At 54.8% G+C, this 18925-nt stretch carries 13 protein-coding genes; 5 read left to right on the forward strand and 8 right to left on the reverse strand.

All coding sequences use genetic code 11. From position 1 onward, the window contains the following. Positions 1-428: 428 nt before the first annotated feature. From betC to proX, 4 genes are all read right to left on the reverse strand, one after another. A complete protein-coding gene (gene betC, locus ACR0JA_RS06240; protein WP_480571537.1) occupies positions 429-1925 on the reverse strand; it encodes a choline-sulfatase in 1497 nt (498 codons plus the stop codon). Position 1926: 1 nt separating this feature from the next. Beyond that, positions 1927-2844: an ABC transporter permease subunit gene (locus ACR0JA_RS06245; RefSeq protein ID WP_170768762.1), complete on the reverse strand. Its 918-nt coding sequence runs from the start codon at positions 2842-2844 to the stop codon at positions 1927-1929. A gap of 11 nt (positions 2845-2855) precedes the next feature. Then, complete coding sequence (locus ACR0JA_RS06250; protein ID WP_480571541.1) at positions 2856-3875, reverse strand: quaternary amine ABC transporter ATP-binding protein; 1020 nt, start codon at positions 3873-3875, stop codon at positions 2856-2858. A 63-nt stretch (positions 3876-3938) separates the two neighbouring features. Continuing rightward, on the reverse strand, positions 3939-4898 hold the full coding sequence (gene proX, locus ACR0JA_RS06255) for a glycine betaine/L-proline ABC transporter substrate-binding protein ProX (RefSeq protein WP_480571544.1): 960 nt from the start codon (positions 4896-4898) through the stop codon (positions 3939-3941). A 78-nt stretch (positions 4899-4976) separates the two neighbouring features. On the opposite strand from proX, the gene ACR0JA_RS06260 reads away from it, so the two are divergent. Then, positions 4977-5939: a LysR substrate-binding domain-containing protein gene (locus ACR0JA_RS06260; RefSeq protein WP_480571547.1), complete on the forward strand. Its 963-nt coding sequence runs from the start codon at positions 4977-4979 to the stop codon at positions 5937-5939. 412 nt (positions 5940-6351) lie between these two features. Next, on the forward strand, positions 6352-9657 hold the full coding sequence (locus tag ACR0JA_RS06265; RefSeq protein ID WP_480571550.1) for an ATP-binding protein: 3306 nt from the start codon (positions 6352-6354) through the stop codon (positions 9655-9657). Between the two features lie 236 nt (positions 9658-9893). Here ACR0JA_RS06265 and ACR0JA_RS06270 read toward each other — a convergent pair whose 3' ends face one another. After that, entirely contained in the window at positions 9894-11819 is a 1926-nt protein-coding gene (locus tag ACR0JA_RS06270; protein WP_480571553.1) for a hypothetical protein, read from the reverse strand. 458 nt (positions 11820-12277) lie between these two features. Then, entirely contained in the window at positions 12278-13927 is a 1650-nt protein-coding gene (locus tag ACR0JA_RS06275) for a winged helix-turn-helix domain-containing tetratricopeptide repeat protein (protein WP_480571556.1), read from the reverse strand. Between the two features lie 27 nt (positions 13928-13954). On the opposite strand from ACR0JA_RS06275, the gene ACR0JA_RS06280 reads away from it, so the two are divergent. Further along, positions 13955-14320: a hypothetical protein gene (locus tag ACR0JA_RS06280; RefSeq protein WP_480571559.1), complete on the forward strand. Its 366-nt coding sequence runs from the start codon at positions 13955-13957 to the stop codon at positions 14318-14320. A 186-nt stretch (positions 14321-14506) separates the two neighbouring features. Here the strand turns inward: ACR0JA_RS06280 and ACR0JA_RS06285 are convergent, their stop codons facing one another. Continuing rightward, positions 14507-15379: an amidohydrolase family protein gene (locus tag ACR0JA_RS06285; RefSeq protein WP_480571562.1), complete on the reverse strand. Its 873-nt coding sequence runs from the start codon at positions 15377-15379 to the stop codon at positions 14507-14509. Beyond that, a complete protein-coding gene (locus tag ACR0JA_RS06290; RefSeq protein WP_480571565.1) occupies positions 15376-16377 on the reverse strand; it encodes an ester cyclase in 1002 nt (333 codons plus the stop codon). The genes ACR0JA_RS06285 and ACR0JA_RS06290 overlap by 4 nt, the downstream gene beginning before the upstream one ends. Before the next feature lie 163 nt (positions 16378-16540). On the opposite strand from ACR0JA_RS06290, the gene ACR0JA_RS06295 reads away from it, so the two are divergent. Continuing rightward, complete coding sequence (locus tag ACR0JA_RS06295) at positions 16541-17587, forward strand: ABC transporter ATP-binding protein (protein ID WP_480571568.1); 1047 nt, start codon at positions 16541-16543, stop codon at positions 17585-17587. A 75-nt stretch (positions 17588-17662) separates the two neighbouring features. Beyond that, the gene (locus tag ACR0JA_RS06300) at positions 17663-18874 is read left to right on the forward strand and encodes an ABC transporter substrate-binding protein (RefSeq protein WP_480571570.1); all 1212 of its coding nucleotides are present in this window, start codon (positions 17663-17665) and stop codon (positions 18872-18874) included. The last annotated feature ends 51 nt before the right edge of the window (positions 18875-18925 follow it).

Consider the following 18925-nt stretch of genomic DNA (forward strand, 5'->3'; position numbering starts at 1 on the left):
TTTCGGTTCAGAAGAACTCATAAGGCAACATGACGACCGTGCGACAGCCTTGCATATGCCACTCAGGCGATTGGAAGGTGGAATGACCCAGAAAGTGGGCGCAGATGATCTGCGTGCGCCGATACATGTTGAGATCGTATAGTTTGAACCAGAACGACGCGCTTCTCTATCTCACAGTGGACCAAGGTGAAAACGCCATTTGGCTTTGCGTGAACGATTGGACCAATCGCCCCGACATGGAGGCTTTGAATGCGCAAGCACAAAGCTGAGCGGCCGAGTGCGCGGCCATGGGTAAACTGGTCAAGCCGAACAGCTTTCGACAAACCAGCTACGAAACAGGGCTTTGGCGCTGCAGAATTCAATAGTCGCAATCTAGGTCGGCTCTGGGCCGAGACTGCCATTACCAATGGTGGCTCATTGGTTTGGGGTCAGATATAGTCGAACGCCCATTCATTGTAGCCCTGCTCTCCACGGTACCACAGGACTTTGTCGGTTTCAGACTCACCGTGGTTCCAACGTTGCTTGATGCCTTGCCCCATCGCCTTGCGAACCAGGGCACGTCGCTTCTGACTAAGGATGATGCTTTGCATCAATTCAGCTTCATTCCATTTTTCTGCGACTTCTTGGATAAATCCGTCGACCAATTCGCGATGGATCTCGGCATGTGCAAGGTTTGTAAGCTCATTCGGGTCGTCCAATAGATCAAAAAGCATGTTCCCGTCATGTGACGAGTAGATGAACTTGTAACTCCCACGGCGGATCATGAACATCGGAACCTTAGTCGCCTCGGCCAAATACTCGGCATAGACCGCACGTTCAGGCGGTGGATTACCCTTGTCCAGCAGAGACAGCAGATTCACGCCTTCCAACGACTCTACAGGTTCCTCAATTTCGGCAATGCTGTTCAGTGTGGGAAGAAGATCGACAAGTGAAGTCAATTCCTGAACCCGTTGTGGTGCGATACCGGGGCCAGCGATGATCAGGGGAATGCGCAGGGACTTCTCATAGAAATGCTTCTTGAACCACATGCCACGTTCACCCAGCATTTCGCCGTGATCCGAAGTGAACAAGATCACGGTGTTCTTGTCCGCGCTCGTTGCCCGTAAGGCATCCATGACCCGGGACATCAGACTGTCGATGTAGCTGATTGATCCATAATAGGCGCGGATGGCGCGGGCGACATCCTCGTCACTGAACTGAATTCCCAACATGCCGAAATCCTTGAGCAGGCGCACGGAGTGGGGGTCATGTTGGTTTTCTGACAAAGCCCCCACAGCGGGCAAGGGGATGTTTTTGCCTTCGTAGAGGTCCCAGAACTCTTTCCGACACAGATAGGGCTCGTGCGGATGGGTGTAAGACACTTGCAGGAAGAATGGGCGTTCGTCGTCACTGCGCGCCACATCAAATATGTGCTGTATCGCCTTGAAGGTGACCTCTTCGTCATAATCGATCTGGACGGACCGTTCGCAGATTCCGGCAATGCGCACCGCACGTGGATCATTGGTGTCGCGTTTGCCCTCGTGTTCCCAGTTGGGAACCCATGCGAAATCACCGGGGTAGAGATCTGCTGTCAGACGTTTTTCAAACCCGTGGTACTGATCCGGGCCAATGAAATGCATCTTGCCGGACAGGGCTGTTTGATAGCCTGCCGCACGCAGATAATGCGCGTAAGTTGGGATTTCGGCCGAAAATTCTGCTGCGTTGTCATAGGCGCCAACTTTCGACGACAACTGCCCTGTTGCCATCGAAAAGCGGGACGGCGCACAGAGAGGGTAGTTGCAATAGGCGTTCTCAAACACCACACCACGCGCGGCCAACCCATCGATAGTTGGGGAATGGCAAATTTTGTCCCCGTAGGCTTGCAGGGCAGTGGCGGTTAGCTGATCGACCTGAAAGAACAGGATATTTGGGCGAGAGTCGGTCATGTCACCCCCGTCCCATCAAGCTGCGAACATATCCAACCGGGCCAGTTTCGTACCATTTCTTGTGACCGCGTTCACGCGATGAAATGCCAAAGCTCTGCGATACACGGTCAATAACGATGGCCAGGAAAACGATGCCCAGCCCGCCAACAGTCGCAAGACCCATGTCCAGCCGACCGATGCCGCGTAGAACCATCTGGCCCAAACCGGTCACGGAAATCATCGAAGACACCACAACCATGCTAAGCGCCATCATGATGGTCTGGTTCACGCCGGCCATGATTGTCGGCATCGCCAAAGGTAGCTCGACCTTGTACAGCGTCTGCCGGTTTGAGGCGCCAAACGCGCGCGCGGCCTCGACCATATCGCCACGAACCTGTCGGATGCCCAGATTGGTCAGGCGCACCACCGGTGGCAAAGCGTAGATGAAGGTCACGATCACGCCTGAGACATTGCCGATCGAGAACAGCATCACGATGGGCACCAGATAGACAAAGGACGGGATCGTTTGCATCAGGTCGAGCATGGGCTGCAGGACCGTCCAGAACCGATCATTCTTGGCCGAGTACACACCCAGCGGAATGCCGATCAATGAACAGAACACAACGCATGTCAGAACGATGGACAGAGTGGTCATGCTTTCTTCCCATGCGCCCATCAGGCCAATGGCAAGCATACAGGCCGCCGAGATCAGGCCCAGACGGCGACCGCCTGCCTGCCAGGCCACCAAAATGATCAACGCCAGAACCAGCAGGTCAGGGGCCTGGGTCAAAGCGTCCTCTAACCCGGTTAGAACGATTTCGAACGGGACCTTGATCGCCTGAAAGATGAAGCGAAAGTTGGTCACCACCCATTGCAGGAAGGTTTCGACCCATGTGCCGACGGGGACCCATTCAGTGTCAAAGATGTTCCAGATATCCATGATTTCGCCCCTTACCCCCGCAACGCGGTCAACGCGTCTTTGATGGTGATCTGTCCGACGGATGTATGATCCGGGCTGACAACGGTGACCGGAGATTGATCCTCCATGAAGAGATCAATGATCTCTCCCAACTCAGCATCAACGCGTATAGTTTTGTCAGTGGCGTCCCGCCCGTTCAGCGGTTCCATGATGGTTTCAGCCCGGACCAGCGCGACACGGCTGATGCCTTTCACAAACTCGGCGACATAGTCGTCCTTTGGGCTGGTAACGATTTCTTCGGGAGTGCCGATTTGCACAATTTCCCCATCATTCATGATGGCGATGTGATCTCCCATCCGGATAGCCTCATCCAGATCATGGGTGATGAACAGCGTGGTTTTGTGCATATGCGCCGACAGGTTCAGAAACTGGTCCTGCAATTGCCGGCGGATCAAAGGGTCAAGCGCCGAGAATGGCTCGTCCATCAGTAGGATTTCAGGGTCGGCTGCCAAGGCGCGGGCCAGACCCACACGTTGCTGCATGCCGCCCGACAGCTGATCGGGGTAGTGGTCGATCCAGCCGCCAAGATCCATGGCTTCCAGCGCTTTAACTGCCGCCTCTCGCCGTGTTTGCAAATCACTGCCGCGGACTTCGAGCCCGAAACCGACATTTTCACCCAAGGTTCGATGAGGCCACAGCGCCATATGCTGAAACACCATGCCAATCGTTTCGGCCCGCAATTGGCGAAGCTCCTCTTCGCCCATCGTGTCCACACGCTGACCTGCCACATGTATTTGGCCCGACGTCGGTTCGATCAGCCTGTTGACATGGCGCACAAGGGTGGACTTGCCTGATCCTGACAGCCCCATGATGCAGAAGATTTCGCCTTTCTTGACGCTGAAACTCGCATCGCGAACGCCAAGAACGCAGCCATATCTGTCGCGCACGTCCTCTTTCGAAAGTCCCTCAGCCAGCACCGCCTTCATAGCTTCGTCCGAACGGTTGCCGTAGATTTTCCAGAGGTCACGACATTCGATCTGTGCATCAGCCATTGTCTTGTTCCTTCAAAAAACTGGGGCGGGCCGGGAAAGCCGCCCCAAAGTCTTCGGGGAGAGTTAGTTTGCGGCGGCTGCGGCCTCGGCCACCCAACCGTCGAATTGCGCTTGGTTTTCGGCAATCCAATCTGCGGCGTGGCGCTGGAAGTCTTCCAGGGTGTTTTCACCATCACGCAGTTTGACCTGTGCCGCGTTGACGGCGCTGATCGGAATGTCGACAAGTTCAAAGAACTTTGCAGCGGCGGGGTTTTCTTCAAGGAATCCATTGTTGGCGACGATATAGACGTCGTTCACAGCAAACCCTGCATCCATCTCGCCATCGCTTTGAACACCGATCTGCACCACGTCTTCTCCGGGGACCAGGACATCGCTGATCCAGTTCGGCGTCCAGGTGTAGTACAGAATGGCACCACCCTCGTTATATCGCGTAATGGTGTCCGCCATGATCGCGAAATAGCTACCTTGATCATGCTGAACGGTGTCGCGCAGGTTCAGATTGTCCAGGTGATCCTCGATCGCGATTTCACACCCCCAACCGGGATTGCAGCCGGACAGGTTGGCGCGCCCGTCGCCGTCTGCATCAAACAGGGCGGCAACGGCAGGATCGGAAAATTGTTGGACGCTGGTTATGCCGTTCGTTTCGGCGGTCTTCTTGTCGATAAAGAAACCTTGGCCCGCGCCGGTAATTCCAGCCTTGACGCGAGTCATGGTGCTTTCGCCACCGGATTTGTCAAAAAATTCGTTATGCAGGGGCTTCCAGTGATTAAAGGTATAGTCGGCATCGCCAGACGCGACGGCCAGATGAACCGCCGGGAAGTCGGCTTCTAAGGTTTCTTCGACGTTATAGCCTAACGCCTCAAGGCCTTGTTGCACGACCATATGCTGAAACCAAGCGTTGGCGGGCGATCCCTTGATGGGTGAGACATCAACACCTGCGCCGGGCTGTTCCGCAGCAATTGCCGGGACCCCAAGTACGGTTGCTATTGCCGCAGTGCGCGCAAGATTGGAAAAGTTTGTCATGTTTTCCTCCCAGAATTTTCTAAGGCCAGTCCAGCCGGTTCTCTTCTTGGGGTGATTTTTTGTGATCTGAACGCAGTTGTGAAGTTCCAAAATACCATCCACAATGTTAACCAATACGTTATGGTAAACCTGCGCAAAACTCTTACAAAGCTTCCCCATTTGATTACCTTCGAAGCGGCATGCAGAAATTCCAACTTTACACGTGCCGCAGAAGAACTGGGTGTCACGCGTGTGTCGGTCAGCCGCCAGATAGCCGAGCTTGAACAAACGCTTGGAACGACGCTGTTTGTCAGGGACCACCGAAAGGTATCTTTGACTTTGGCGGGCAGGATGTTGGAGGCCGAGGTGGCTCCGGCTTTGCATCAGATTGCAAACGCCGTTCTGAATGTCTCGAAGACGTCAGGTGACACCCCGTTGACAGTAACCACGACGACTGCATTTGCGACCTACTGGCTCATGCCGCGGTTAGTGGACTTCAGCAATCATTTTCCGGAGGTCGAGTTGAACCTCGTCGTCACCGATCGCAAATTGGACCTTGCCGCCGAAAGCATCGATGTTGCGATCCGCTATTCCAAGGATAAACCAGCCGGAGACAACGTAACTCCGCTGTTGCAAGAACGCATTTTCCCGGTGCTTAGCCCCAAATACACCCCAAATACGGCCCTGTCAGAAGCCGCTGATCTGACAAAGGAGAACTTGCTTCATTTGTCTGGCATCTATCGACCCGGTGCCCGCTGGCCGCATTGGTTCAAAGCAAATGGCCTGGTGCTACCAACCGAGTCCAGCGGAGTAGCTTTGAATACTTATATCAACATGCTGCAAGCCGCGATCGCCGGACAAGGTATCGCCCTGGCAGGAAATCCATTGGTCGATCCGTATCTCGCCGACGGGACTTTGCGAAAGTTGGATGGCTTCTTGGAGATCGAGCGGGACTATTTCTATTTGATAAACGCGTCCGCAGACAGAGAAGACACAAAAAAGTTCTGCAGCTGGATAATTGATCAGGCAACTCAGCTAAGAATCCCGCCAATACTACAGTAAGTGAGCTTTGCGTGCTCTATTTCAGCTCGACATATTGAGCCTGCAGAAAATCTTTCGCCAACGGGCGGCAACGCAGCAATGAGACCCCTCGGTCAACGACTGCTTTGGGCCGCAATCATGGGGAGAAAGTTTTCTTAGTCGGCGCGGTGACATAGATTGAGGTCCAAATCATCGACCACACCTGGACCAGGTGATGCCACTTGCCTGGAACCGGTGGTGTATCCTGCAAGACGTCAAGTGAGCAAATGAAGTCCTTGACCTGGCAAGAAACGGTGGTCTTCATAGAACAAGAACATGATCTTTTTGTTCGACAAATGAGCCACAGGCTATTTGGCGGGTTAAGTTAACAAGGAGATGCTTGCTGGAAGAGTGCATGTAGAGACCCTGTTACGACCGCAAGCAAAACTTATTGATGTCCGATATCGCGTCTTGGCTAAAGAAATATGGTTTGTCCAAGTACGCCGCTGCTTTTGCTGAACACGAGATCGAACTTGGCGACCTTTCTGAATTAACTGACGAAGACCTTGTGGTTATCGGGCTCCCCTTGGGTCCGAGGAGGCGGTTCTTGAAAGCCGTTCGCATGAGGTCGGAAAATATGCTGCAATCGCCTGTCAATTCCAACGGTCCCGAGATCGTTGCAGAGCGGCGACAGCTCACTGTCATGTTTATCGATCTCGTTGGATCAACGGAAATAGCGCAACGCGTTGATCCGGAAGATCTGGCCGAAGTACTTCGACTTTTCAAAGAAACCTGCGCCGCAGCCGTTGCTGCGTTTGATGGCCATATAGCCAGCTACTATGGCGACGGGATTATGGTCTTTTTTGGATTTCCCCACGCGCATGAAGATGATCCCGAGCGGGCCATTCGCGCGGGCCTGCGTATCATCGACGAGGTTCCGGTAATTCGCACCCACGCGAAACTCAATGTTCGAATAGGGATTGCAACAGGATTGGTTGTCGTAGGTGACCTGCGCGGTGAAAAAATGTTCGAAGACGGCACCGCAATGGGCGAGACGCCCAACTTGGCCGCGCGACTTCAGTCAATGGCGGACCCAGGTACTATGATCATTGCCCCAACTACTCATCAGTTGGCCGGTGATGCATTTGAGTACGTTCTGCGTGGAGCGTTCAAGCTCAAGGGCTTCGCAAAAGATGTTGAAGGCTGGCAAGTAACCGGTGTGCGCGAAACGATCAGCCGTTTCATGGCGATAGACGACGTGTTGCTCAAACCGTTGATCGGGCGCTCTGCCGAATTGGAGGCCCTCAACGACAAGTGGGAGCTTGCCAGTGGTGGCCAGGGGCAAGTTGTGTTGGTTTCAGGTGAGCCAGGAATTGGCAAGTCGCGCCTGATAGAGGAATTCAGGCAAAGCATTTCGGATTTGCCCCACAATCAAACGCGATACCAGTGTTCGCCTTACCATTTTGCCACTGCGCTCTATCCCGTTATTCGTTGGCTCGAGGGCGCCGCGGGTCTTCGGTCCGACGATTCAAACGACACTAAGCTTGAAAAAATCCGAGACGTTCTGGGTGATCAATCCGACGAGGCATTGAAGTTGGCAGCATCGCTTTTGTCGATACCGTTCGAAGACCTTTTGGGGCCTTTGGATCAGCCGCCACAACAGATCATGGATCAATCTCTGGAGTTGTTGCTGACCAATCTTTCGTCAGAGGCTACGGAGTACCCAGTACTTTTCCTGTTAGAAGATGCGCATTGGATTGATCCGACAACCAAGCTGCTGCTGGATCGGATCGTGGACCGAATTCGCGACCTTCCGGTGCTCGTCGTTATGACATTCCGGCCAGAGTTCGATCCGGGTTGGACGCTGCAATCGAACCTTAAGAATATCGTTCTGAAGCCTTTGGACTTTCAACAGGTCAAGAGCATTGTGGACGAAGTCGCCAAGGGCGAGGCGATCGCAGATGAGATGTACGACCTAGTGGCGGCAAGATCAGATGGTGTGCCACTATACGTGGAGGAGGTGACCAGAGACCTCCTTGAATCAGGCACCCTGATCCGGGGTACGGACGAGTACATGATGGGTGGCGCTTCACCTGCGAATTCTGTTCCCAGCTCTTTGCATGATGCACTGATGGCGCGCCTTGACCGCCTGAGCTCTGCCAAAGAGATCGCACAAATCGGCGCTGTGGTAGGACCTCAATTTACCTTTCCATTGATCTCCAAGGTGGCTGGTATCGGCGACATAGCGTTGCGCACTAGCCTGGATCTGTTGGTCAAGGCAGGCATAGTTACAGTTGTTCGGACAGAGGATATTGAAACTTTCAGCTATCGCCACGCTCTTATTCGTGACACCGCCTACAACAGTCTGTTGAAGCGGGAGCGTCGCATTTTGCACGCGCGTGTCGCGCAACATTTGGATGACGTGTCGGTTCACACTGGTGATGCAAGCCCGGAAATTCTCGCGCACCATTACACTATGGCAGGCATGAACAAGGAAGCCGCCGATTATCGTTACCGCGCAGGCCAGCGGGCGGTCCAGCGCTCTGCCAATACAGAGGCAAGCGCCCAGTTGTCCCTGGCGATTGAGCAGCTTTGGAAACTCGACCAGAGTTTCGACAGGGACAGAAGGGAAATTGAGATTCAAGTTCTCAAAGCTGGTGTTTTACGTTCGACCGCAGGAATTGCCGCAGACGAAACCGGGTCCGTTTACGCAAGAATACGCGACTTGTGTGAACGTGTCGGAGAAACCGAGCAATTATTCCCGGTTCTCAATGGATTGTATTCCTTTCATTTGGTGCGCGCAGAATATGATTTGGCCAGATCTGTTGCAGCACAATTGCTCGAGTTGGCAGCCTCAACGCGTGAGACGCAGCATCAGATGGTCGCACATCGCGCTATGGGCGCGGTACTGTTCCATATCGGAGAGCTGAAACCGGCCTACAAACATTTGAGCAAAGCGCTGGACCTCTATAGCAGGGAACGCGATGGGCATTTGGCTTTCATTCACGGATCAGATCATGCAGCCATCACCTCGTGTTTTCTGAGTTTGGCCGTATGGATGCGGGGAGACCCGGACAAAGCACTGGATATTCAAAATCAAGCTTTGGCTGGTGCGAAAGAGCTAGAGCATGCGCACAGCATCGCACAGTCGTTGACCTATCTATGCATGCTTCATCTACTGCGTCGTGAGCCAGAAAAAGTGCTGGAAGTGGTAGAACAGCTTGAAGAGCTGTCAATTAAGCACTCATTCACATTCATGCGGTTGACTGCGAACCTGTGGCGAAGCTGGGTGAATGCCTATGTCTCGCCAAATCAAGAAACGATCGGCGCGCTACTCGAAGCGTCGAGAACGTGGTGGGAAAGTGGTGCAGGAAACTACAAACCGTTCTTTCTGACTTTGGTTGCGGAACTCACTTTGAGAATAGGTGACCGCGAAGGGGCCTTAGATTTGTTGGCTCAGGCGCGTGATCAACAGCATTCCACAAATGAAGGATGGGCCTGTGCCGAGACATATCGAGTCTACGCGCTCGCACGTTGCGAGAATGAGCTGGCGGAAAAAGAATTTCTTAAGGCTTTGGCCGCTGCGAGAGAGCAGAACGCGAAGATGTTTGAGCTCCGTACGTCGGTAGATTACGCGGAGCAATGCAAACTATTTAGACAGACGCACAGGGCGACAACTGTTCTTCGTACTGCTTTGGACGGGATTGAAGGGGGTACGTCCACGATTGATGTGACTGATGCCTATAAGCTTCTTGATTAAAGACATGTAAGCAAACTTCATGTTTTCAAAGGCATCACGCGGTTCTACTGATCGCAAAGCCCTTTCTAAGGATTGCCGAGGCCGTAAAATTTAAATGCGAAGTTCGCGAAGTATTCCCAAGGCTGTTTGAATGCCGCGCAGCGTTGAGAGCCGGTAGACCGGAACAAAAAAAGAATATTAACGAAAGTGGTCATCAGTTCGGCCCGCTAACGGTGCAAGAGGTACGGTCCGCGGCTTCATACAGTGTCGACATTGCCTTCCTCCTCGATTTGCCAGCTCAAACGTTGGAACGAGTGCTGCGCTTTTGCGATCTGTTCCTCAGTTCCCATCTCCTCGTAGATTTTGATCGCGGTTTGTATGGTTTTCGCGGCCTCTTTGAAACCGGAAATTCGATCTTCTTCCCTATTGTGGATCACCTGATCCGCGCGGATTTCGCCGATCAGTAATGTTGCCTCGGCCCATCCCAGGGGATCCGCTTCTACAGCACGCAATTCAGTTACGCTGTTTGCAAAGGCCATCGCCGAATTGAGCAGTTCAGCGCCCCCCGTGCCAAGCCTGTAAACCGCTTCGTTCCAGAGAAGCTTTGCCGCGAGATAGCGCGCGCGGGCCAGTTCGGCGGGATGATCGCCCATTACAAGTTGTTCTTCACTTTCAGCGACCAGGTTGATCGCCTTCTGGCACATCGTCGCCCGCTCTGTGTGGTCTGCGCGAACGGATTTTCGGTCCAGCAGATCGGCAAGGTGCAGCTTCACCAGTGCCAACTCGAACTGGGCATCCAACTCTTCATAGAGCCTGCGAGCAATCGAGAGGAGTTCTTCGGCCTGTTGCAGAAAGGGATCGGCGTCGGCGTCGAGGGTGAACTGAGCGGCCTGCAGATTGAGCCATCCCGCCGTCGCCCGCGCCGTTGCCGCGCTGTGAAAATCGGACAATATGTCCGCAGCAATGATCTGAGCGGAAATCAGGTCTTTTTCCGCCGCCTCAAAGTGAACTTGCCCGTCCAAATGCCCCAGAGCCGCATAGAATTTTGCGTGTATCGTGCCCCGATGCAGAAAAAGACGGGCGGTAACGTCGGCCGGCAGTTCGGCTGCCGCTTCACTGAGTAACGGGTCGATGATGCGCGTCCCGTAGAGGTAGCCGTCGGTGCCGTAACGATCGCCATAAGCCATAAGCGCAAGTGCATAATTCGAGCGCCTCATCGCGGCGTCATATTCATCAACCATCGCCATGCCGTTCGCGGCGCTTTCAAATAGCCGGAACGCCTCTTGCGGTTGAGAGTTCAGGAGATGCACCATCGCTTCAGGCTCCGCAATGTTGGCGCGGAATTCCAGGTTTTTGCGCAGAGAATTGTCTTCAAGCGCCTTCCTCGCCTCTTGCAAAAGAAAAAGCGCAGCGGTCAGATTCATCTGCCTCAATGCGGTCTGGGCGTGTTCCAGATAGGATTGCACGACCGGATCGGCATCATCGACGTCGTCTAGTGCTGCCTGAACCTGATCGCGCTCTTGGGCTTTGTGGATGATATCCGCAATAAGCTTACTGCGCGGGGCGGTGTCCGCGTCCGGCAGCTTGAAAGCCCTTGCCAGAATTCGAAAATCGGTGTCAGCGGCGTTTTTGACTGTGTCGATGGCAGCGTCAAGGCTGCCGTGTTTTCGAACAAGCTCGGCCAGGTTGCGCTGAATGGCCTGTGTGCCTGACAGCAATTGGGCGTAGATTGCGGGTTTGATCTGTTCGACGAAATCCGGATCGGCGAGAAGTGGCTTTAGCGCTGCCGAGGTCAGCAGAACAAAGAGATCGCGCATGGATTTATGTTCGGGATCCTCAAGTTGCTCGACCATGTGCAAGGCCAGAGTATCGGCGTTAAGGGCGCTGCCTGCGATATCTGTAGCTTTCGGAGCGGAAAGCTCGAGCATCTGGGCATATAGGACTGCTGCGTCAGGCGGCGCATCGGCCGCAAACCCTTCCAACGCGATTTCCGCACTTGAGATCATCTTGTCCGTAAAGTTTTTGAGCGTCGTTTTGTCGGCCCTTGTCAGCGAAGCCCTGACATCGTTGATCTCAAACCCGAGCTTAACCGCGCCGCCGACTGACGGAGCAACCAAAAACCCCGCGCAAAGAGCGAGCGCATTGTAGGCGGTCTCGATATCTTTGGTCCGAAGTGACAGCAAAAACTTCTCTTTCTGTACCTTTGTTCGCTTGGACAACTGTGAATGAGAGAATTGGGTTCGATGCTATCACATAATGGTCGATGCACTATGCGAATTCCCTAAGGATTTGTTGCTATGATAATCTGCTTCAGCCGCGCTGATCTAAACCGCCAATCACGCATATGCCGGACCCTGGTTTCGCAAATCTGTGTAACTTTCGAATGGCGGCTAAGCAGACCGCGTCGCAGCAACTGCACGGTTTGTCGGTGTCCGGTCAGGTCCGCTCGCCGCTGGCTCAGCTTTATCCGAAAACGCCACATGCTGCGTTCGAATTATCGGCTGCGACGAGCCCAAAGCGGACATGTGATTTTCGCACCGGGTAGTGATTCAAGTGAGCAGAGTCGCAGCGCTCGTATGAGGATTTGGTCGGGATCGCGGCAGTTTCAGCCGCGCATAGGCACGACAATCTGCAATAGGATTCACTTCGCCGGCATTCCGGCGATTTCTAGATGCTTCAACCATTTCTCGACTGATGTCGGGTTGGGCCAGGTAACCTCAGATTTTGCCCGCTCATCCTTGAGATTTGCGTTCGGATTCTCGTCGAGGAAGACCTTGAGGGATGCGGCCGCCTCTTCCTGATTTCCAAGGCACGCGTGGGTTGCTGCATGCATCCGTCGCGCGGCGTTCGGAATCTTGGACATGCGGCCAAACGCGTCCAGTGCTTCTTCGCATCGGTCCAGTTCCCACAATGCCCAAGCGCGTTGCCAGTGGAACCAACTGGTATGTTTTGGATCGATTTCCAAAGCGCTGTCGATGATGGCAAGCGCATCGTCAAACTGGCCCATATAAAGGCGGGGGGAAGAGCTGCCGACGACCATGTTTACTGCTGAAGGGTTTCTTGCGATACCCTGATCATAGGTTTTGATTGCGCTTTCGTGATCGCCATATTCTTCTTCGACCCGCGCGCGCATCCAATATGCGATATAGTTCTGAGGTGCGATTTCGACGGCGATATCCGCGTATTTCTTAGCTTTGGCTAGGTGCTTGGGCTTTTCCTCGGGTGTCGAGTAGAAGACCGCCATATGGCGATGGCCCCACCCCATTGTAAGATAGCCCCAGACAGAATCGGGATCGACGTCCAAGGCCATGCGCCCAAGTTCCAGCCGCTTTTCGACCTGTTCGCGGCTGTCAGGGTTGCCAAGCGATTGGCGAAAATAGTTGTAGGCCGTGACCTGAGCAAGATCGCCTTCTGGCAAGGGCCTTTTGATTACTATGTTGTTCACAACCGCAGCGACGGCGCGCACGATCTCTTCTTGAACGACGAAAAAATCCTCTAGCCCTCGGTCGTAGCTTTCAGCCCACACGTGGTCTCCGGAGCGCGCATCTATGAGTTGGACAGTGACTTTGAGGCGATCGCCAGATTTCTGCTGGCTGCCTTCAAGGACATAGTGAACACGCAATTCTTCGCGGATTGTATCAATATCAGAGCCGGTATCGCGGTAGGCAAAGGAAGATTTACGGGCGATAACACTCATGACCGGAAAACGAGCCAGTTCCGTAATAAGCCCTTCGGCAACAGCGTCAGACAAATAGCCCTTGTCGTCACCGGTCGAGAAATCGTCAAAAGCCAGCACAGCGATGCGGGGTTTTTCCGGTAGGGCGGGTGCCTCGAACACTGGCCAAATCCACCAAATAGCCACAGAGATCAGAACCAGGCAGCCTGCGACAAGAGGCAAGGCCCCGAGGCGTGTGCGCTGTGTCGCGGAATGCGGTGTCAGCCGGTAGCCGACTTTGGGCAGAGTTTGGATCAGTGTCTTGTCGTCATCACCCAGTGCACGCCGGATGTCGGTGATACATTGGACAAGGCTGTCATCAGTAACATGAGCATCGGGCCAGACTGTCTCGAAAAGCCTCTCCTTGGTAACCGGCGCGCCTTCATCCTCGACCAGAGCAGCGAGGACTTCCATTGACTGCGCTCTGAGCGTCAGCGGCGTGCCGTCGGCTGCGTAAAGGGATTTGGTCGAAACATCAAAAAGCCTGCCGTTCAGAACAATCGCTTGACCTGATTTCGCCGAAATTTCGTGAGCGTTTCGGGACTTTTTGTCTGTATTTCCAGTCAATTTACCCATGATTAGTTTATTTTCTGAGGTACCGACATGCAGTCACCACTAGTTCAGTTTAATGCCATACCCGCAGATTTCAAAATTGCCCTTATGGGGGCGTTGGTTTGGGTGTTGATTTCCCAACCCGGCTTTGCCGGAGACTGGATTCCCGCGTTCTGTTGCCCAAATACCGACTGTTCGGAGAACGGGCTTGAAGTAATCGAAGAGAAGGGTGGATTTCGGGTCGAAGGGGTTGCTGAACTCGTGGCCTACGATGACCCACGGTTGCAACCGTCACTGGACGGGAAATTCCACGCTTGTGTGCGCTCAGAAGCGCGACCTTGGATGAGTGAAACCGAGGCCGCCATCAAGGGTATGCGTCGCAAGGTGAAGTGCTTGTTTGTACCGTTTTCCGGTTAGACATGTTTGGGCAGGTTGTATGCTGCACCATTGACCAGATCAAACCGCAACTTTGACAACCAAAACTCTGCTACAGTTTTCTGGCAGCGGCTACTTCAACGAAGCCGGATTGTTTTGTCGGTGATCAGACCCCAGTGCGCGCTCCCGGCAAAGCTGGCGTGTGCCAAGGATCGCAAAGTTTCGCCGCTACGCAATGCGATAAAATTGCCTTGAAGTGTCGTGAAACACTGCGTCTTGGACCGAGCTTGGGGCAAGGTCCTGGTGCCGTGAAACAAGTTCTTTGTAGGTTGAGCTGAGGCTGTCGACCGGAAAATTCGATCCGAACATGCAGCGATCTGCGCCAAACTGTGACAGGCAGGTTGAGACGATTGGTGAAACGCTTTTTGCGCTCCAATCATGATCAAACATCCCCAAGCCGGAGAGCTTGCAATGGACCTGCGGCAGCTCTGACAGCGATGTCAAAGCCTCTGCCCATCTTTGCAACCCGTGCGGTGTCCGGTCGTGGGGTGATCCGGCGTGGCAAAGCGCGATTGGGGTTTCAGGAGCCTGTGCAAGAACAGCTGCGGTCTGAGGCATCAGCTCGGGCAGCAGTTGCAAATCGAAGGACAGGCCGCGCGCGCCCAATTTTCTGAGGCCCGCCAGAAACGCGGGATCTTGAAGCAGTGCATTCGTACCCGTCTGCGCGTCCTCACCGGGTGCGCGACCGACAATCTGACGAACGCCACGCAGCGAGGGCAGGGTCTGAAGCCGGTCAAGCTGTGCATCCACATCATCAGATGTCAGATCGCAGAATGCGACTTGCACCAGCGGCCAGTCCGGGAACTCGTCGGCGATGGATTGCACCCATTGTGCTTCGGCCCAGGGATCGGCCGCGCCAACCTGGATGTGTACCGATGCCCCAACGCCCTCGGCCTCGGCATCTGAGCGAAATTCCGGGAGCAGATAATCGCGCTGAATCGACGACGGGTCGCCAAAAAAGCGAACCGCGCCTTTCTCCTTGAGCCAGGGGTAATCCACTGCTGAGAGGTTCCACAGGTGGTGATGTGCGTCTATCTTCATGGTGTTTCGATCCCGGTGGTTCGTGCCAGAATATCAACGCCCTGACATTTCCAGAAGTGGAGCAGGTCGATGAAGATCCAGTTTTCGGCCAGCTTGTCGCCAGCGCGGCGATAGATGTCGATCACCCTGAATTCTCCAGGCCTGCCGGTGGCTGGCATCCCCATAAATCCGCCGGTCGGCGTTGCCGTGAAGTTGGGCCAGCCGAAAAAGCCGCCGTAATGACCTTCGGCCAGGCGGCAAATGTGGCTGGTTTTTGATCGGTCTGTAAAAGCCGCACGGAACGGGCCTGAGTGTTGCTTTGCATAGCGTTCTATCGTGTAGGTGGCGCCGATCCCTTCGGGACCCCACCAGATCATGTCCTGATGCCAGGTTCGGGCCAATTCGTCCTCAAGCGACAATCCGCTGTCCCATTGGCCCAGATCCGCGATCATCGCGTTGATGACCGCCAACGTTTTTTCGCCCTCTGCTGAGGGCTGTTCGCTCAGCAGCAGACCGTCATGCGGTCTTGGCCCCGGTTGCACCAGATGCGCCGCTGTCTGAGGGGGAAACGGGTTCTGTCCGGCTTGCACCATCAGGTGGGGTATGTCAAAGTACATCGCTGTTTCTGTGATCTTGCCGTTGTCGACCTTGTAAAATGCACAATAGCGCAGAAAAGCCAGTTTGCCGGTCGGTCGAATGCCCAGCCAGGGCTGGTCGAACAGCCCCATCAAATGGCCCATGGCCACAACCCAGACGTCGGTCCCTTCGGTAAGCGAATTTTGCCCCGCAAAAAGAACATCCACACGGTTCTGCATTCTGGTGAGGCTATTTTTCAGCGGTTGCCAGAACTGCCGGGCAACCGATTCCGCACCATTGATTTGACCGAAGGGATGGAACCCGCGCCAAACCAGACCAGCCGCGCAGAAACGTGATATCGCATTTGGGGATTCTTTCGCTGACACTGAATCCAGAGCGATGTGGAATTCGGTGACAAGTTCTTTTTCGGTCTGAAAGTTCACGGGTTTTGCCATTTTATCAGTGTGTTGCGCTCGGTGTTTTGCCGAGGTGAGTCGGGTATTCGCCTCAGTTTTGCATACGTATGCAAAAATGTCTTGCTTGAATTGATATTTACGAATTACAGTTTTGCAAACGTATGCAAAATGATTCCTTGCAGGGGGCACCATGGCGGAAATTCAATTGCGGAACGTCGGCAAGCGGTGGGGCTCTTTCGTTGGGGTTCATAACTTCGACCTGACGATCGCGGATCGCGAGTTTCTGGTGCTGCTGGGTCCTTCGGGCTGCGGCAAGACCACCACGATGCGCATGATTGCGGGACTTGAGGATGTGACCGAGGGCAACATTCTGATCGACGGAAATGTCGTCAATGATCTGGAGCCCAAGGACCGGGACGTGGCGATGGTGTTCCAGAGCTATGCGCTCTATCCAAACATGAACGTCTACGAGAACATCCGTTTTCCCCTGAAGGTGCGTGGAACCGATCCGGCGACCCATGACGAAAAGGTGCGCCGTGCAAGCGCGATGGTCGAGTTGGACGATTTTCTGCATCGCAAACCAGCGGAACTGTCTGGTGGTCAGAGGCAGCGTGTCGCGCTTGCCCGGGCCATTGTGCGTGAGCCGAACGTGTTCCTGATGGACGAACCGCTATCGAACCTCGACGCCAAACTGCGGGTTTCGACGCGGGCGCAGATCAAGAACCTCAGTCATGAACTAGCGGTCACAACCATCTACGTAACGCACGACCAGATCGAGGCCATGACCTTGGCCGATCGCGTCGTGGTGATGAAACAGGGCGTGGTCCAACAAGTTGGCAGCCCGACCGAAATTTATGACCGACCCGCGAATACCTTTGTGGCCAGTTTCATTGGCTCACCTGCGATGAACCTGATGGATGGCGAAGTTTCGGGCGGTGTATTCCGCGCCGAGCATGTCGAGATTCCGGTCGATGCTCCGGATGGCCCGATGACGCTGGGTTTCCGGGCCGAAGACGCAAGCCTTGCCGAAGGAAACGGCCAGATCACCGCACCGATCTACACGCTCGAGTTGCTGGGCGATGCGACCATGATCTCGGTCCGGGTTGGCGGTGCTTTGGTCTCGGTCAAAGCCGACAAAGCTTTCCGCGCTGAGATTGGCGAGACGGTCTCGTTCTCGGTGCCAACAGAAATCTGTCACCTCTTCGAAGCTGGAAGCGGTGCGCGGATCGGGGGCTGACCCCACAAATGGCCCGCACGGGCATAACACCGGTCCGGACGTCGACGACGGACCGATCCTGACAGGGAGAAACGCATGAAACTCAAGACGATCCTCATGGCAGGTGCCATGTCCTTTGCCGCCGCGGGCGCGTGGGCAGACTGTGCCTTTGAAAATGAAGTGCCGCTGAAATCGCTCTCGGCTGGCTTTGAAGCCTGGAAAGCGGTGACCGATGCGATGGCCGAATGCGGCAATTTCAGCGCGTCGCTGGACCAGGAATTCCGTGAAAAGCAGCCAGAGGCATTTGCCGCTGATCCGGCGCTCTATCAGATCGGTGGCGTGTCGAATGCCACGCTGGTGCCGCTGCTGAACGCGGGCACAATTCGCCCGCTGGACGATCTGGTCGAGAAGTACGGCCAGGATCTGCTGCCCAACCAATTGATCAAGGTGGACGGCAAGACCATGGCCATCGCCATGATGGTCAACGCGCAGCACCTGATGTACCGCGATGATGTTCTGACCGAATTGGGCATCGAAGAGCCCAAGTCATATGGCGATGTTCTTGCCGCTGCCGCCAAGATCAAAGAGGCGGGCATGATGGATTATCCGATCGGCGGGACCTTCAAGACCGGTTGGAATCTGGGTCAGGAATTCGTCAACATGTATCTGGGCGAAGGCGGTTCGTTCTTCGGCGATGGCAACATGCCTGCGATCAACAACGAACAGGGCGTTGCGGCGCTTGAGACCCTGAAGGCCATGACCGAGTATATGGACCCCGAGTATCTGGTGTCCGACTCGACCTATGTGCAGCAGCAGTTCCAGCAGGGCAAGATCGCCATGGCGAACCTGTGGGCCAGCCGTGCCGCCGCGATGAATGATGAGGCCGAAAGCCAGGTTGTTGGCAAAGTGACTATGGCTGCGGCACCGATGGGCTCGTCTGTTCCCGCAACCACCGTCTGGTGGGACGGTATCGTTCTGGCCGCGAACATGTCGGATGAAGAGGCTGATGCAGCGTTCCGCGTCGCATTGGAAGGCATGGACAGCGACATGGTCAGCGCGAATAACGATGTCGCCGTTTGGCTGAGCCCAGCCTACTCGGCAGGGGCTTTGGCCGCCGGTGCTGCGGCGTCCGCACAAGCGGGTGCCAAGGCATATCCGGCCTCTGGTCCGATGGGCATCATGCACACCTCGCTTGGTAACGGTCTGGCCGACTATCTGACCGGCGCAAAGGATGCGCAAACCACGCTGGCCGATATCGAGGCGGATTACATCACCGCCGCGAAAGAAGCCGGTCTGATCAGCAACTGATCCTTCCTGCGGGAGGGCTGCGGCCCTCCCGACCATTTCCCTCGAGAACCA

This window comes from Ruegeria sp. AM4, from assembly GCF_056540665.1.